This is a genomic window from Paenibacillus sp. NMA1017, assembly GCF_058895805.1.
In genome coordinates this window covers 933,652-948,173 of sequence record NZ_JBZXYR010000001.1, presented here as the reverse complement: position 1 = coordinate 948,173, position 14,522 = coordinate 933,652, and the positions used below count along the sequence as shown (strand labels likewise).

At 50.2% G+C, this 14,522-nt stretch carries 14 protein-coding genes and 1 riboswitch; of the genes, 11 read left to right on the top strand and 3 right to left on the bottom strand.

The genetic code is table 11. The features are described from left to right. Positions 1-122 precede the first annotated feature (122 nt). Positions 123-893, top strand: a complete 771-nt coding sequence (locus tag AC5ELV_RS04440) for an MBL fold metallo-hydrolase (RefSeq protein ID WP_493429262.1) — start codon at positions 123-125, stop codon at positions 891-893. Positions 894-908: 15 nt separating this feature from the next. Here AC5ELV_RS04440 and AC5ELV_RS04435 read toward each other — a convergent pair whose 3' ends face one another. Next, the gene (locus AC5ELV_RS04435; RefSeq protein ID WP_493429261.1) at positions 909-2,402 is read right to left on the bottom strand and encodes an aminotransferase-like domain-containing protein; all 1,494 of its coding nucleotides are present in this window, start codon (positions 2,400-2,402) and stop codon (positions 909-911) included. Between the two features lie 132 nt (positions 2,403-2,534). Between AC5ELV_RS04435 and AC5ELV_RS04430 the strand changes: the two genes are divergently transcribed. Next, entirely contained in the window at positions 2,535-3,446 is a 912-nt protein-coding gene (locus tag AC5ELV_RS04430; RefSeq protein WP_493429260.1) for a DMT family transporter, read from the top strand. 136 nt (positions 3,447-3,582) lie between these two features. On the opposite strand, the gene AC5ELV_RS04425 is transcribed toward AC5ELV_RS04430, so the two are convergent. Together AC5ELV_RS04425 and lplA are read right to left on the bottom strand one after the other, a co-directional pair. Continuing rightward, the gene (locus tag AC5ELV_RS04425; RefSeq protein WP_023987642.1) at positions 3,583-4,383 is read right to left on the bottom strand and encodes a Cof-type HAD-IIB family hydrolase; all 801 of its coding nucleotides are present in this window, start codon (positions 4,381-4,383) and stop codon (positions 3,583-3,585) included. A 162-nt stretch (positions 4,384-4,545) separates the two neighbouring features. After that, a complete protein-coding gene (gene lplA / locus AC5ELV_RS04420) occupies positions 4,546-5,547 on the bottom strand; it encodes a lipoate--protein ligase (RefSeq protein WP_493429259.1) in 1,002 nt (333 codons plus the stop codon). Between the two features lie 159 nt (positions 5,548-5,706). Between lplA and cobD the strand changes: the two genes are divergently transcribed. The 9 genes from cobD to cobS all read left to right on the top strand — a co-directional run bounded on the left by cobD (position 5,707) and on the right by cobS (position 14,519). Continuing rightward, the gene (gene cobD, locus AC5ELV_RS04415; RefSeq protein WP_493429258.1) at positions 5,707-6,810 is read left to right on the top strand and encodes a threonine-phosphate decarboxylase CobD; all 1,104 of its coding nucleotides are present in this window, start codon (positions 5,707-5,709) and stop codon (positions 6,808-6,810) included. Then, a complete protein-coding gene (gene cbiB, locus AC5ELV_RS04410) occupies positions 6,800-7,771 on the top strand; it encodes an adenosylcobinamide-phosphate synthase CbiB (protein ID WP_493429257.1) in 972 nt (323 codons plus the stop codon). Before cobD ends, cbiB begins: the two co-directional genes overlap by 11 nt. A 44-nt stretch (positions 7,772-7,815) precedes the next feature. After that, positions 7,816-8,574, top strand: a complete 759-nt coding sequence (locus AC5ELV_RS04405; protein ID WP_493429256.1) for a histidine phosphatase family protein — start codon at positions 7,816-7,818, stop codon at positions 8,572-8,574. Between the two features lie 122 nt (positions 8,575-8,696). Then, positions 8,697-8,889, top strand: a riboswitch (cobalamin riboswitch). 206 nt (positions 8,890-9,095) lie between these two features. Further along, a complete protein-coding gene (locus tag AC5ELV_RS04400) occupies positions 9,096-10,103 on the top strand; it encodes an ABC transporter substrate-binding protein (RefSeq protein WP_493429255.1) in 1,008 nt (335 codons plus the stop codon). Then, the gene (locus AC5ELV_RS04395) at positions 10,100-11,146 is read left to right on the top strand and encodes a FecCD family ABC transporter permease (protein ID WP_493429254.1); all 1,047 of its coding nucleotides are present in this window, start codon (positions 10,100-10,102) and stop codon (positions 11,144-11,146) included. The genes AC5ELV_RS04400 and AC5ELV_RS04395 overlap by 4 nt, the downstream gene beginning before the upstream one ends. Further along, entirely contained in the window at positions 11,143-11,976 is an 834-nt protein-coding gene (locus tag AC5ELV_RS04390) for an ABC transporter ATP-binding protein (protein ID WP_493429253.1), read from the top strand. The genes AC5ELV_RS04395 and AC5ELV_RS04390 overlap by 4 nt, the downstream gene beginning before the upstream one ends. Before the next feature lie 43 nt (positions 11,977-12,019). Then, the gene (gene cobT, locus AC5ELV_RS04385) at positions 12,020-13,090 is read left to right on the top strand and encodes a nicotinate-nucleotide--dimethylbenzimidazole phosphoribosyltransferase (protein ID WP_493429252.1); all 1,071 of its coding nucleotides are present in this window, start codon (positions 12,020-12,022) and stop codon (positions 13,088-13,090) included. After that, positions 13,087-13,653 (top strand): bifunctional adenosylcobinamide kinase/adenosylcobinamide-phosphate guanylyltransferase, encoded by a 567-nt coding sequence (gene cobU / locus AC5ELV_RS04380; RefSeq protein WP_493429251.1) that lies wholly within the window; start codon positions 13,087-13,089, stop codon positions 13,651-13,653. Before cobT ends, cobU begins: the two co-directional genes overlap by 4 nt. Beyond that, positions 13,650-14,519, top strand: a complete 870-nt coding sequence (cobS, locus tag AC5ELV_RS04375) for an adenosylcobinamide-GDP ribazoletransferase (protein WP_493429250.1) — start codon at positions 13,650-13,652, stop codon at positions 14,517-14,519. The genes cobU and cobS overlap by 4 nt, the downstream gene beginning before the upstream one ends. Positions 14,520-14,522: the final 3 nt, after the last annotated feature.

Here is a 14,522-nt window from a genome sequence, read left to right as displayed (position 1 = left end):
CACGGCTTTGGCATGCTCCTTTTGGCGTTGGACGCTGGAAGGATTTACGCAGATGATTTACGTAGAATCGGTCTGTTCGTTATAATAGTAGTAAAAAGACCCAGATAGATAGGAGTTAAACCATGAATCGGCTTATTTTTCTTGGCACGGGGGATGCAATGGGGGTTCCGCGTGTATATTGTGATTGTCTCGTATGCACAGAAGCTCGCACGACAGGGGCGAATGTAAGATTGAGATCGTCTGTGCTGATCGAAAGCGAGACGGATGACTTTATGATTGATTGTGGCCCGGACTGGCGCAGACAGCTAGAATTACGCGGTCTGCGTTTTATCCCTACGATCCTTGTGACACATGCACATTTTGACCATATTGGAGGATTACCAGAATGGGCGGATGCCTGTCGCTGGACTGGGAACAGAGGTCGCTTGTACGCACCACAGGAAGTGATCGACACGATCTTACGTCAATTTTCCTGGCTCTCTGGAAACTTGGATCTTATTCCAGTAGATCAGGGAGCCCAACTTGGCGGGTGGAATATCCGGGGATGGCGTGTGAATCACGGGAAGAACGGATATGCCTACGCTTATCGTCTGGAAAAGGACGGCTTCTCGTGGGCTTACTGTTCGGATTCGATTGGATTGAATGAGGCGGAAATTCTCCCCTTGCACAATCTGAATCTGCTCGTCCTGGGAACGAGTTTTTATCATGAGGAGGCCGAGTACGCCACCCGCTCCGTATATGACATGCTGGAGGCTCAGGAGCTTATAGGAAGGCTTAAGCCCGAAAGCACAGTATTTACACATATGTCGCATGATGTGGATGTCACACGCAACTATGGGCTTCTGGAAGGGATTAGCTTGGCATACACCGGCATGAGTTTGCCGTTAGAATAAAGGTGCCCTTTACCTTTACATCGTTCGACTGATACGTAGAAGTGTGGAGATTCCTTCTTTGATTTGTAGCTCGTTGGCGTATGAATAGGACAGTCGTACATGCGTTTTACCCTCTGCGCCGATGGGATCAAATACATTGCCGGGGACAAAGGATACAGATTCTTGTACACTTTTGGCAAGTAATTCATTAGGTTTCAACGTAGAAGGCAGCTGGAGCCACAGGTTGAGTCCCCCTGCCGGGCTGGTCCATGTCCAACCGGAATCGCGGAGACTGTCTTCCATCGTTTCCTTACGAATCTGGAGAGCGATACATAGCTTTTTAATATGCTGCTGCATACGTGGAGATTGAAAGTATTCTAAAAATAGCTTTTGATTCAGCAGTGGCGATCCATTGTCCACCAACGCTTTGACGTTCAGCAGGCTGTTCATGAGCTGTGGTCGGCAGGTCACGGCTGCGATTCGTAGACCGGGTGCGACATATTTACTGTAACTTCGAATGTAGACGACGCTTCCCGAAACATCATAGGCAAAAATCGGAGAAGGGGGCTTTCGCCCAAAACTGATGTCATAGGTGCTGTCATCCTCAACAATGAGGCAGCCGTAGCGCTCGGCTAGTTCAGGCAGTCGTTTGCGCTGCTCATCGGGGACCGTAAAGCCCGTCGGGTTGTGGAATGTTGGATTCATATAAAAGAGGCGTGGTTTTTCCGTTTTCATGCACCATTCAATCTGGTCGATATCATAACCCTCTGGTCGAATATCAGTCATAGTCAGACGTGCGCCTAGTCTACGGAATATTTCCATAGCGGGGCCATAGGCAGGGCGTTCGATCAATACACGGTCTCCTGTACGGAGCAGAGATCGGGCAATTAAATCAATGGCTTGCTGTGCTCCGGAGGTAATCAGCACTTCATCCGGTGATAAAGCAAAATGCTTATCCACGCTAAAATGCTGCGCCATGGCCTCCCGAAGCTCGGCATCACCCTGTACAGCGGAATAGGTGGCCGCTACTTTCGGATGCTTTTCAAACACTTGCATCATCAGCTCTCCCCAAAATCGGTTGGGTAGGAGAGAGGGGTCAATCAGCGCTTTGGAAAACTGGAAATTCGCATTCACCGATTGAACGCGGCTAAGTCCATCCATTCCTCTCCAGGCTGAAACTGACGGATCATCTGCCGCATGGGCAGATTCGGAGTCAATCGTGAGGTCAATGGACGAATGTCCCGAGTAGCGAGCATAATTTGTATGTCCAGTCGCTTGGAAAGCATGAACGTAATATCCTGATTTGTCCTTTACATAGACCAGTCCCCGTTGCTTCAACTCCTGATATGCCCGGAAAACAGTTAGCCGATGCACATCCAGCTCCTGAGCCAAGCTTCGTACGGACGGCAGCTTCATGTCTGTTTGCCAATCGCCGCGATCAATCCGCACGGTCACATAATGGATAACCTGCTCATACAGCTTTAAGGCATGATCGGCTGGAAAGAGTAGTTCGCTGTTGTTCTTGCCCATGTTGTCCACGCTCCTTTCTGTGTATTGTACTATATAGCACTTCAAAAACGTATACAACTGTTCTGTAGTTATACATCTGTTCTGTTCGTCTCCCTGTATGCTTAAAAGCAACTGAAGGGAGAGGGACGTATCATGATAGGTATCGCGTTTACAGTAATGTGTCTTATTTTTGGCACAACGTTTTTGGCCATAAAAGTGGGAGTGGAAGCCGGACTTCCGCCATTCCTATCGGCAGGTGTACGTTTTTTCGCGGCAGGGGCGATATTGTTCATTGCTATGAAGCTGACCGGAAAAGTACGATGGTCGTTATTATGGCGTAAGGAAATGTTGCTGATTGGAGCAGGAACGACCTTCGGTACATTTTCAGCCTTGTATTGGGCAGAGCAATATGTCAGCTCGGGGATCGGAGCTATTTTGTCAGCTACCGGGCCGATGATGATCGTCATTTTGCAATCTGTACTGCTACGGCAAAAAACGTCACGGATTACGGTCGTTGGCTGTATGATCAGCTTTCTTGGTGTGGTGCTGGTTGTGCTGCCCGGATTGGCGGTTCAGATCAGTGGTCTGTGGCTGGCGGGATGCATTGTCATTTTGCTGGGGGAGCTGTGTTATTCCGGGGGAGCTCTTTATTCCAAGCGAGTGATGGATGTATTTCGTGAAACGAACCCGATTGCCCTGAATGCGGCGCAAATGATCCATGGGGGATGGATGTTGCTGTTACTGTCTGCAATCACGGAACCGTGGAGTTCTGAGGGATGGCAGTACCTTCCTGCCATGGGGTCTTTACTCTATCTAATTCTGTTTGGTTCGATGATTGCACATACACTGTTCTACTGGCTCATGGAGCGTACAAATCCCCTGTTTCCGACGACGTGGCTGTATATATCACCGCCGATTGCGGTGGGCTTGGGAGCGTTGTTGTATGGAGAGCATGTAAGCTGGTGGATGCTGGCTGGGGTGCTGCTCATTGTGACCGGACTAATCCTTATGAACAATGGAATTATCCGTCTGGTGAACAGGCGTAAGGTACGTTCTGCTGCCTGATATTTTAAAGGGTCAGGTTATTATATGATCTGACAGAAAAGGCCTCCAAACGTCGTATGTTACTGAACATGCGTCGTTTGGAGGCTTTGTTGTTGTACCACTTCATTTAAGTATTATGGGAACAGTCACTTTTTGCTTATTCAACATTGAGTACGAATTTGTCGATGGCGTGCTTAACACCGTCTTCGTTATTGCTGCGAGTGATGTAATCAGCCAGCTTTTTCAAATCAGGAATGGCATTCTCCATCGCTATGCCAAGACCAGCGCATTCAAGCATTTCATGGTCGTTCCAAGAGTCACCGATAGCAATCGTTTCCGACAGTTCACAGCCAAAATGGTTTGCAAGGAAGGTAAGCGCATGGCCTTTAGTGCCTTCATGATGCATAATTTCCAGAAAATGAGGCTTGGATTTTGTAATGTGAACTTCATTGCCAAGCAGTTCGCGAAGTTCAGGAATTAATTCATCCAACACTTCAGGCTCGTCGATAATCAGCAATTTAGGAGCCGGTTGCTCTATAACTTTACTGAATACAGGCTCTACAAAATATTCCGTGTTGTTCAGCTCGGTATAATCTTTAATCTTCTGATTATCTTCACGTGTGTACAATTTGTCATCTATATACGTTTGCAGATGCAGATTGCGTTCTACGCAGAATTCATACAGGCGACGTGCAGCCACGAGTGGAACATAACGCTCATACAGCACGTTTTCGTCCAGCAGGTTTTTAACCAAAGCTCCTTGATACGTAATGATCGGCACGTTCAAACCAGTCTGGCGAGCAATTTTGTGTGCAGAGGCATAAGCTCGTCCAGTAGCGAGGGTAACCACCACACCTTTCGCTACAGCAGCTTCTAATGCCTGTTGTGTCGCTGGTGTGACTTCTTTTTGGTCGTTAATGAGTGTATCATCAATATCAATGGCAATTAATTTATACATATCGATATTCTCTCCTTTATCTCTATCATGGGGCAATGCTAAAATTGTATCTTATAATATTCAAAATGACAATATCGCAATGAAAAGGGGACGGCCCCTATAAGAGCCTGTCCCCTTATAACCACTGAAGTATTGGCTTGAAACGATGGGAAAAAGTAACGGTTAGTCTTCCAAAAATACAAGTCCAGCAAAATCGTCCAACTCAATATTACCAAAATAGTGTTTCAAATCGAGAGAGGATAAGGCTTGACGTACCTCGCCTTCATCATAGCGCTTGCCGCGCAGGATATTTTCAATATCAGCAACGTCACCCACACCGAAGAAATCTCCATAAATTTTAATATCACGGATGTAGCCTTCCTTAAGATCCATGCGGATATCAATAATACCGACCGGAAATTTACGTGTGTGCTTGATATTGCTCTCGGGGGATAGACCGTAGTTCCAATCCCACGATTGGTAGCGTTCTTTGGAAATTTCATGGATTTTGGCCCAATCGGTATCAGTGAGCTTATATTGAGGTACCTGATCCAATTCCGAACCGAATATGAAACGCAACAGTTCCTCGCGAAATTGCTCTATGGTCATCTCACGGTCCATCAGTTCGCTGATGTTAGCTACGCGACTGCGGACGGATTTAGTGCTTTTGGATTTGAATTTTTCGGGATTGGCATGCAGCGATGCAGCCACATTGTCCAGATTCAGGTTAAACATCAATGTACCGTGGCTGAACATACGTCCACGTGTGGCAAATTGGGCGTTTCCTGAAATTTTACGTTCTCCGACCTGCAGATCGTTGCGGCCTGTCATTTCAGCTTCTACTCCCATTTGGCGCAGGGCATCAATCACAGGTTGCGTAAATTTGAGGAAATTATGAAAGGACTCCCCGTTATCCTTGGTAATAAAGCTGAAATTTAAATTACCGAGGTCATGATATACAGCACCGCCGCCGGACAGGCGACGAACGACTTGAATATTGTTATCTCTGACAAACTCGACGTTGATTTCTTCAATGGTATTTTGGTGCTTGCCTATAATAATAGAAGGCTGATTAATGTAAAACAGCAAATAGCTGTCGTCCAGCGGTAGATGCTTGAGCGCGTATTCCTCAATAGCAAGATTAATGGCTGGATCGTGTATCCCCTGGTTGTCGATGAACAGCATGTCCATTCCTCCGTATATAAACTGTGTAATTTATGTGTGTCTCCTTCTATTGTAACCCAAGTGAGCCATGTACAAAAGCTCATTTGCATTGACGGGACGCAAAAAGCAGCCTCATAATGGAGCTAAATGATTGGAAACGGGCGGAAAGGATGAGAGGCAATGATAGAGGTTTACGGTCATGGCGGGGACAGGGAAACAGCTGCGGCGACATTCGGCGGAGCTGCTGCGGATTTTGTAGATTTTAGTGCAAATATTAATCCGCTCGGTCCACCGCCGGAGGTGCTTGAGGCGCTGCAACACTCATTTGACACTGTGATTCGCTATCCAGACCCTGGGCATCGGAATTTTAAAAATATGCTCGCACGGCGACTGCATGTTCCACCGGAGTCGCTAAGTATCGGAAACGGAGCGGCTGAAAGCATGGCGCTCCTCCTATTGGGACTGGCTCCTAAGCGTGTGGGTACAGTGGAGCCGTGTTTTTCGGAATATGCCGAGCTGGCTGGCAAATTCGGAGCTGAGGTCAACCGGGTGTATGGGAAGGCCTCGCTTCAATGGAAGGCGGACGTGGAGGACATCCTTCAGCTCATGGAGCAGGTAGATGTTTTGTTCCTCGGGCAGCCGAATAATCCAAACGGTGTGCAATATGGTGAGCAGGAGCTGTGCGAGCTGGCAGAGGCGGCTGGCACAACGGGTACCGTGCTGGTGGTGGATGAAGCATTCATTGATTTTATCCCGCTGGAACGGCGAATCTCACTGCTGCCTGTGCTGGATCGTTATCCTCATGTGATTTTGATCCGGTCAATGACTAAATTTTATGCCATTCCTGGCTTGCGATTGGGCTATGCGATTGCTCATCCGGACTATATCCGGCGAATGACGGCCAAACAGGTGACCTGGAGTGTGAATGGATTGGCGTTGCTGGCTGGGGAGGCGTGTTTGAGAAGTGGGCAAGCATATGAGCGCCGAACGCAGGAGCTGATTGCTGCGGAGCGCAGCCGCCTGTTGACCGCCTTGGCGGAATGGGGCTGCGGTGTCGTTCCTAGTGAAGCCAATTACGTGCTGGCAAGGGCGCCGGGTACGTGGAGCGCATCGGCTATTCAGCAGGCGCTTGGACAACGCGGAATCCTTATACGTAGCTGTGCTATGTATCCGGGACTGACGACGAGCCATTTTCGGATTGCAGTCAAGGATGCAGAAGCCAATAACAGGCTGCTATCTGTATTGGGTGAAGTGCTGGAGGAGGAGCAGCGGCGTGACAGTTAGCTTGATTATCCTGGCAGCCTATCTATTGGACAGGCTGATCGGTGACCCGAGGTGGTTGCCGCATCCAGTCATCGGTATGGGACATGCCATTTCGGCATTGGAAAAAGTGATTCGCCGCCAGGTCCGCAGTGACCGAGGGCTGAAACGTGCGGGTATACTGTTTCCACTCATTGTGGCGGGAGGCTCCTTTGCGCTCGCCTGGGCGCTGTTGCAATTGCTTGCCTGGATTCATCCGTGGTTATCTGTCGGCGCAGAAATGGTGCTGATTGCGACTACGATTGCTTCCAAAGGACTAAAGGATGCAGGAATGGCAGTCTACCGAGCGTTGCAGGCGGATGACCTGGCTGTGGCACGGCGGGAGCTGGGCATGATAGTCGGGCGGGATACGCAGCAACTTGCTGAGCCGGAGATTGTACGCGGTACGGTTGAAACGGTCGCTGAAAATATCGTGGACGCGATTATTTCCCCGCTTTTTTATGCCTTGATCGGGGGGGCACCTTTGGCGCTGGCTTATCGTGCTGTGAATACGCTCGATTCCATGGTTGGCTACAAAAATGAAAAGTATCTACATTTAGGCTGGGCTTCAGCACGTCTAGATGATGTGGCTAACTACATTCCAGCACGCCTGACAGCGGCAATGCTTGTGGTAGCGGCGTGGATGTACAAACGAGATGCTGCAAGAAGCTGGCGCACAGTCAGGCGAGATGCTCGTCTGCACCCAAGCCCGAACAGTGGCTTCCCGGAATCAGCTGTTGCTGGTGCATTGGGGATTCGTCTTGGAGGATATAATGTATATCATGGCGTGCGCTCCTTTCGTGCATACATGGGCGATTGGATACGACCGCTAGAGTCGAAAGATATACAGCATACAATCCAGCTGATGTTTGCCGTGTCCAGCATGTTTGTAGGATTGTGTTTGTTAGGAGCCGCAGGGTGTTTTGCCTTGGGATGGGTGCGGTGAGGGTGAGGAGTGACACACTGAATAATGATCGAGCAGGAAGTGACATGATCTTGAAACAAGATATAGCAGCAAAAAGGACGGTAGAATACGTACAAAGTCCGAACTTACAGGAGGATAAGGTGCCGTATGATGCTAAAGAAGATCTGCATTGGGACATGGAACTCGTGTTAGTTCGTCACGGCACAACCTTATGGAACAAGGAACGTCGATATCTGGGACACTCCGACTTAGGTTTGCTACCAGGAGCAGAACAGGAATTAAAGCCTTTGCAGGAAAAATTGCAGGGGCAGTCCTTTGCTCGAATCTATTGCAGCGATTTAATGCGATGTCGCCAGACCTTGCAGATCATTGTGCCAGAATCAGAATTGACGTCTGGAGATCCCCTATCTACTATGTCTCCTATGATGGAACCATGTCTGCGAGAGCTTCATTTTGGCGAGTGGGATGGAAAAACGTATGACATGCTCAAGGAAGTGTCGTTGTATCGGGCTTGGATTGATGAGCCGCAACGGATCACCCCACCTGGAGGAGAGTCTTGGACAGATTTTGTAAATCGTCTGCGCAAATTTCTTGACTCTCTGTATGAATGGCGTGTTGCTATGGAAGTTCAACCTATGGATTTGACTGCTGCGCCACCCTCTGTTCTGGTCGTTACACATGGTGGCGTAATTCGTCAGTTGGCTTGCATGCTGATACCGGGCCATGATTTTTGGAGTCTGAATCCGAAGCCGGGAGATGCATTTAGGATTCAATTGAGGCTGGCAGGACCGCACAATTACATAGCAGAAATGCTTCCTCATTAGGTTAGACACCAGCGGATAAAGAGGCTGTTTGGGTTGTAAGCCGCCTCTTTTTAACCTATAATCATCAAGTAAAAGAACGGCTTGACTACCACTACATCAAATATCCAGCAGACGAGGTCAGCGCAGCGTGATGAAACTAAGGTTTCCTTGCCTACGCTGTTAAAAGGGAAGTCGGTGTAAGTCCGGCGCGGTCCCGCCACTGTAAATGGAAACATGCCGGTTAGTCCTGCTTTATGTGCTACTAAGCATATGAAGGAATTTCAGGACATGCATCTTACCATAAGTCAGGATACCTGCCCGTCCGCCTGTCACCATAATCCTTCGAGGAAAGGATGACGTGCTCGCAGTGACTGTCCGTGCGGAAAGAAGCTGCCGCCTGCGCACGATCTGCGCTAACGTGACCCCTGTGTCCTGATATGAGGATACGGGGTTTTTTGATAGGAAAAGAAGGCTGGATTTAGAAGATATCTGTTGATGTTCAAGTAACGCTCTTAACGATTTTTTATGAAGGGGTGCAAATCATGGCAGGAAAAAAAATAAAGGTTTGGACAACAGGTCTACTGGTTCTGATTTTGGCAGTTGTGCTGAGTGCATGTGGCGCTAATGGAAAAAATGCTGAAAATAAAGATAATCAGACTTCTGCACAGCAGCCAGGACAGACCGTAACCACACAAGAGCCTCCGGGCAAAACAGTTTACCCACTCACAGTTAAGGATGCAACAGGACAGGAATTTACATTCAAAAAAGCGCCGGATAAAATCGTTTCCGTCTCCCCGGCAGAAACCGAGGCGCTGTTCGCCATTGGGTTGGATAAGGAAATAGTTGGCGTCTCCGACTACTCTGATTACCCGGAAGCAGCTACGAAAAAGCCTAAAGTGGGCGGTATTATGAAACCGAACGAAGAGGCGATCATTGCTGCTAACCCGGAAGTCGTTTTTGCAGGGATATCACTTAGTGAACAGGCTACGACCAAGCTGCGCGATATGGGAATTATGATTTTTAAAACGGAACCGAAGACAGTTGAAGATGTCATAGCTAACATCGAATTGTATGGGAAAATCACCGATCATCAGAAAGAAGCGAGAGCGGTGACTGACAAGATGAGGGCAGATGTAGCGGAAGTGAAAGAAGGAGTTAAAAATATCGGTAAAGGGCAGAAGCTGCGGGTATACGTCGAGTTTTCACCAGGCTGGACAGTTGGTAAAGGCGAGTTTATGGACGAGCTGATTACGTTGGCGGGCGGCGAAAATGTAGGTGCCACGCAGAAGGGGTGGTACCAAATTAGTGAAGAAAATATTATTGCTGCGAACCCTGACGTGATTTTGTACAGCAAAAGTGTCAAGGACGACAAAACGGGTCAAACGCTCGGCGAAATCATTAAAGCTCGCAGTGGGTGGGATCAAATATCGGCTGTTCGCCACAACCGGGTATTTGCCGTGGATGATAATTTGATCAGTCGTCCGGGTCCACGCGTAACGGAAGGTCTCAAGGAAGTGGCCAAGGGCGTGTATCCTGAAATTTTCAAATGAACCGTAAACTGATCGGCTTTGGAGGGACAGGTCTTGTCCTGCTGTTGCTGACGCTGCTGCTCTGTCTTGGCATCGGCTCGGCCAAGCTTCCGGTCAGCCAGATCACGGGCATTCTGGTTAACCACCTTCCGTGGTTAGGCGATACGTTTAAACCGGATTGGAATACATCCTCAGAGCAGATTATTTTGAAGGTCAGATTGCCACGAGTGTTACTGGGAATGTTGGTAGGAGCAGCGCTGGCGCTGGCGGGGGCCGGATTTCAGGGTGTGCTGCGTAATCCTTTGGCTGATCCGTATACACTGGGGGTATCCTCGGGGGCTTCGGTAGGAGCGGCAGTTCTGATCTATTGGGGCCTTCAATTTTCATTTGTTGGCATATGGACGCTGCCGCTAGTGGCATTTACGACCGGAATGCTCACGCTGTGGATGGTGCTGACGTTGGCACGGGAAGGTGGGAAAATTCCGACACAAAGTCTCATTTTGTCGGGAGTGGTGATGCAATCCTTTCTGGGAGCGGTTGTTTCCTTTCTGACAGCCATGTCGAAGGAGACGGTCAATGAAATATTGTACTGGACGATGGGAAGCCTTAGTCTGCGCGGTTGGTCATATACCGGAATCCTTTTACCTTATGTGGTCATAGGACTGGTATTTCTATGGAATCGGGCACGTGTGCTGAATATTTTGGCTTTGGGTGAACGTCAGGCGGCTCACATGGGAGTTCATGTAGATGCCACGAAGCTATCTGTTCTGATTATTTCCACGCTGCTGACAGCAGCCGCTGTCTCGGTATGTGGAGTGATTGGCTTTGTGGGACTCGTTGTACCGCATATCATTCGTCTGATGACAGGTCCTGATTATCGGATGATTGTTCCATTATCTGCGCTCGGTGGAGCTATTTTTATGGCTTGGGCAGACACGGCAGCTCGCACGTTGTTAGCCCCTACGGAAATTCCTCTGGGCGTAATGACGGCCTTTGTTGGGGCACCGTTCTTCGCATATCTCCTGTACCGGAACAAGAAGCTGCGCAGGGGGGAACTACTGTGACAGAACAAAGTGAATCACAGAAGGTGCGTAATCGGGCATTAGAGGTAGTGGGTCTGACACGTGCCTATGGAAAGTTCCATGCGTTAAAGAATATAAGCTGGAGCGTCGACGAAGGAACTTGGTGGGGGATCATTGGTCCAAACGGCAGTGGAAAATCAACCTTGCTGCATTTGCTTTCCGGTGTAGATCAGCCAACTTCAGGCAACGTTCATATCTATGGCAAAAAGGTCGGTAGCTACAGCAGAAAAGAGCTTTCCCGACTCATAGCCGTACTCCAACAGGAAGGGCTTCCTCCAGTGGGATACACCGTTAGGGAAGTCGTAGAAATGGGACGTTTTCCTCATCAGGACTGGCTAGGCAGGGAAAAGGGTGTTGATGTGGAGGCGATCACGGATCGCGTGCTGGAGCGATTGGGACTTACCACGCTGGCGGACAGAGCATTGGACCGTTTGAGTGGGGGACAGCGACAGCGTGTAGCCTTGGCAAAGGTGATGGTGCAAGAGCCACGAATATTGCTGCTGGACGAGCCTACGACCTACCTAGACTTGCGCTATCAGCTTGAATTTATGGAACTGCTGGCAGATTGGCGCCAAGAAACGGGCGTGACGATCATTGCGGTCTTGCATGATCTTAACTTGACAGCCCAATTTTGCGAAGATTTGCTTGTACTCAAGGATGGGATGGTTGAAGGATTGGGAGACTCATCGAAGTTATTAACCGAGGATCGGATTCGACGAGTATACGGTGTTGAGCCTGTGATGCTTCCGCATCCTGATAGCGGTGTGCCGCAGCTCTTGCTGCGCAGGAGCGCTTCGGATACAGCAGATTAAATAAACGATGAAACACACTTAAAAAGAGCAGGGAGTGGAAGGTATGAACAACAAGCTGCGTCAGCTGATCGATAGCATTGCCCAGCCGGATGGGGTGGCGGCCTCGGCAGCTTCAGCCCATTTGGACCAATTAACAAAGCCACCGGGAAGTCTTGGGAAGTTGGAAAGTGTGGCCATCAAGCTAGCAGGAATTACAGGAGTGGACAAGCCTGAATTTGATCGTAAAACGGTTATGGTCATGGCTGCGGATCACGGGGTGTGTGAAGAGGGAGTCAGTGCCTTTCCGGCTGAGGTTACACAGCAAATGCTGTATAACATGCTGTCAGGTGGCGCGGCAATTAATGTGCTGGCACGCTATGCGGGCGCAGATGTCAAGGTGGTAGATGTTGGCGTGAATGCAGATGTCGCTCACGCGAATCTGGTGAACCGTAAGATACGCATGGGTACTTCGAATATAGCTAAAGGGCCAGCGATGCTGCGTACGGAAGCGGAACAGGCGGTCTTGGCCGGAGCTGAAGCCGTAGCAGAAGCGGTCAAAGGTGGCACACGGCTATTCGTTACCGGAGAGCTGGGCATCGGGAATACGACAGCCAGCGCTGCGGTCGTATGTGCTCTCACCGGACTGGAGCCGGAAGTTATCGTAGGCCGAGGAACGGGTGTAGATATGGCTGGGCTTACCCGTAAAATAGCGGTTGTCTGCCGCGCATTGGACGTGAACCAGCCAGATGCAAATGATGCGCTCGACGTGCTCACTAAGGTCGGCGGTCTGGAGATTGCCGCCTTGGCAGGAGTCATCCTCGGCGCAGCCGCACATCGCTGTCCAGTCGTGCTGGACGGCTTTATTTCAGGCGCAGCCGCCCTCGCAGCGCGTGCACTTGCGCCTGCAAGCGCTGCGTACATGCTTGCTTCGCACGCCTCGGACGAGCGCGGGCACGCGGCGGTGCTCCGCCAGCTCAAGCTGGAGCCCATGCTTCATTTGGACATGCGGCTCGGGGAGGGCACAGGTGGTGCGCTTAGCTTGCACCTGATTGATGCGGCGTGCCGCATTATGCGCGAAATGGCGACCTTTGCCGATGCAGGCGTATCGGACGGTCAGGGAGCCGCGCAGCGATGAAAGCGCTCGTGACCGGCGGGGCACGCAGCGGGAAAAGCGGCTTTGCCGAGCGATTATGCATGTCGCGCGCGCCTGGCGCCTGCTACATTGCAACGGCGCAAGCCTATGACATGGAGATGAAGGAGCGCATCGCCCTTCATCGGGCCCAGCGTGAGTCTGCCGAGTACGACTGGCAGACGCTGGAGGAAGCGCAGGCGCTGCCGGAGCTGCTGCGACGGCTTGGCGGCGATCAAGCGTCGCAGCCATCACCCGCGCCTATGGTGTTAGTCGACTGCCTGACCCTGTGGCTGTCGAACGTGCTGCTGGCCGCAGGCGAGGACGGCGAAGCTGCGTCCAGAGCCGCCATGGACGAACTGGCGGCAGCTGTGGAGCAGTATCCAGGGCAGCTCGTCATCGTCACCAACGAGGTTGGTGACGGTATAGTGCCCGAATATCCGCTTGGTCGGCTGTACCGGGATTTGAGTGGGGTTATGAATCAGCGGATTGCCCGTCTTTGCGATGAAGTATTTTTGGTGACGGCGGGCATTCCCGTAGAACTCAAACAGTTGGAATATAAGCTATGAGCCGCGAACGTCAGGCTGTTGCTGCGGCTTTTCAATTTTTAACGCGTCTTCCGGTCAAGGCGGAATTAGATTTTTCCCCGGATTTGCTTAAACGCAGTGCAAGTTATTATCCGCTGGTGGGAGTGGTTATTGGCATCATTGTCTGGGGCTTTGCGGCGCTTGCTTCTATGGTGCTGCCGCCGTTGCCGTGTGCGATTCTTACTCTTGTTGTCTGGGTTTGGTTGACGGGTGGATTGCATTTGGACGGGTGGATGGATGCGGCTGATGCCTTGTTCAGCTACCGATCCCGTGAGCGGATGCTGGAGATTATGAAGGATAGCCGTGTAGGGGCGATGGGCGTTATTGCTTGTGTGTTGCTGCTCATGCTCAAGGCTTCTTTGCTGTATACGGTGCTGGTTGAACGGAATGTGTCTGGCTTGCTGCTGCTTCCAATGGCTTGGAGCCGCTGGTTTATGGTACATGCAATGAAGCGCTGGCCTAAAGCACGTAATGATGATGGACTGGCTGCGCGTTTTGCTGATATGAGTGGTGGCCGCGTAGGGTTGGCCGTATTCTGGGCTGTATTAGTGACCCTGGGTGCTGCCATAGGACAATATCTCCTGGCAGGTTTGGCTACAGCAACAAGGGATACTGGGAATCTGTCGTTGACAGGATCATACATACAGACGTTCCTTTCGTATTCTGAGAGCCTTCCAATCTGGATAGGTTTTGTGTTGATTCCGGTCTTGGCTTACGGTGTTGGAACCTTCACGGCAAACCGTATTAACCGCCGCTTGGGTGGACTTACAGGAGATATATACGGAACTTTAAACGAATTGCTGGAGACTGTTTTATTGTTGTTTATTGTCATTTTGTACGGGTTGTGACCA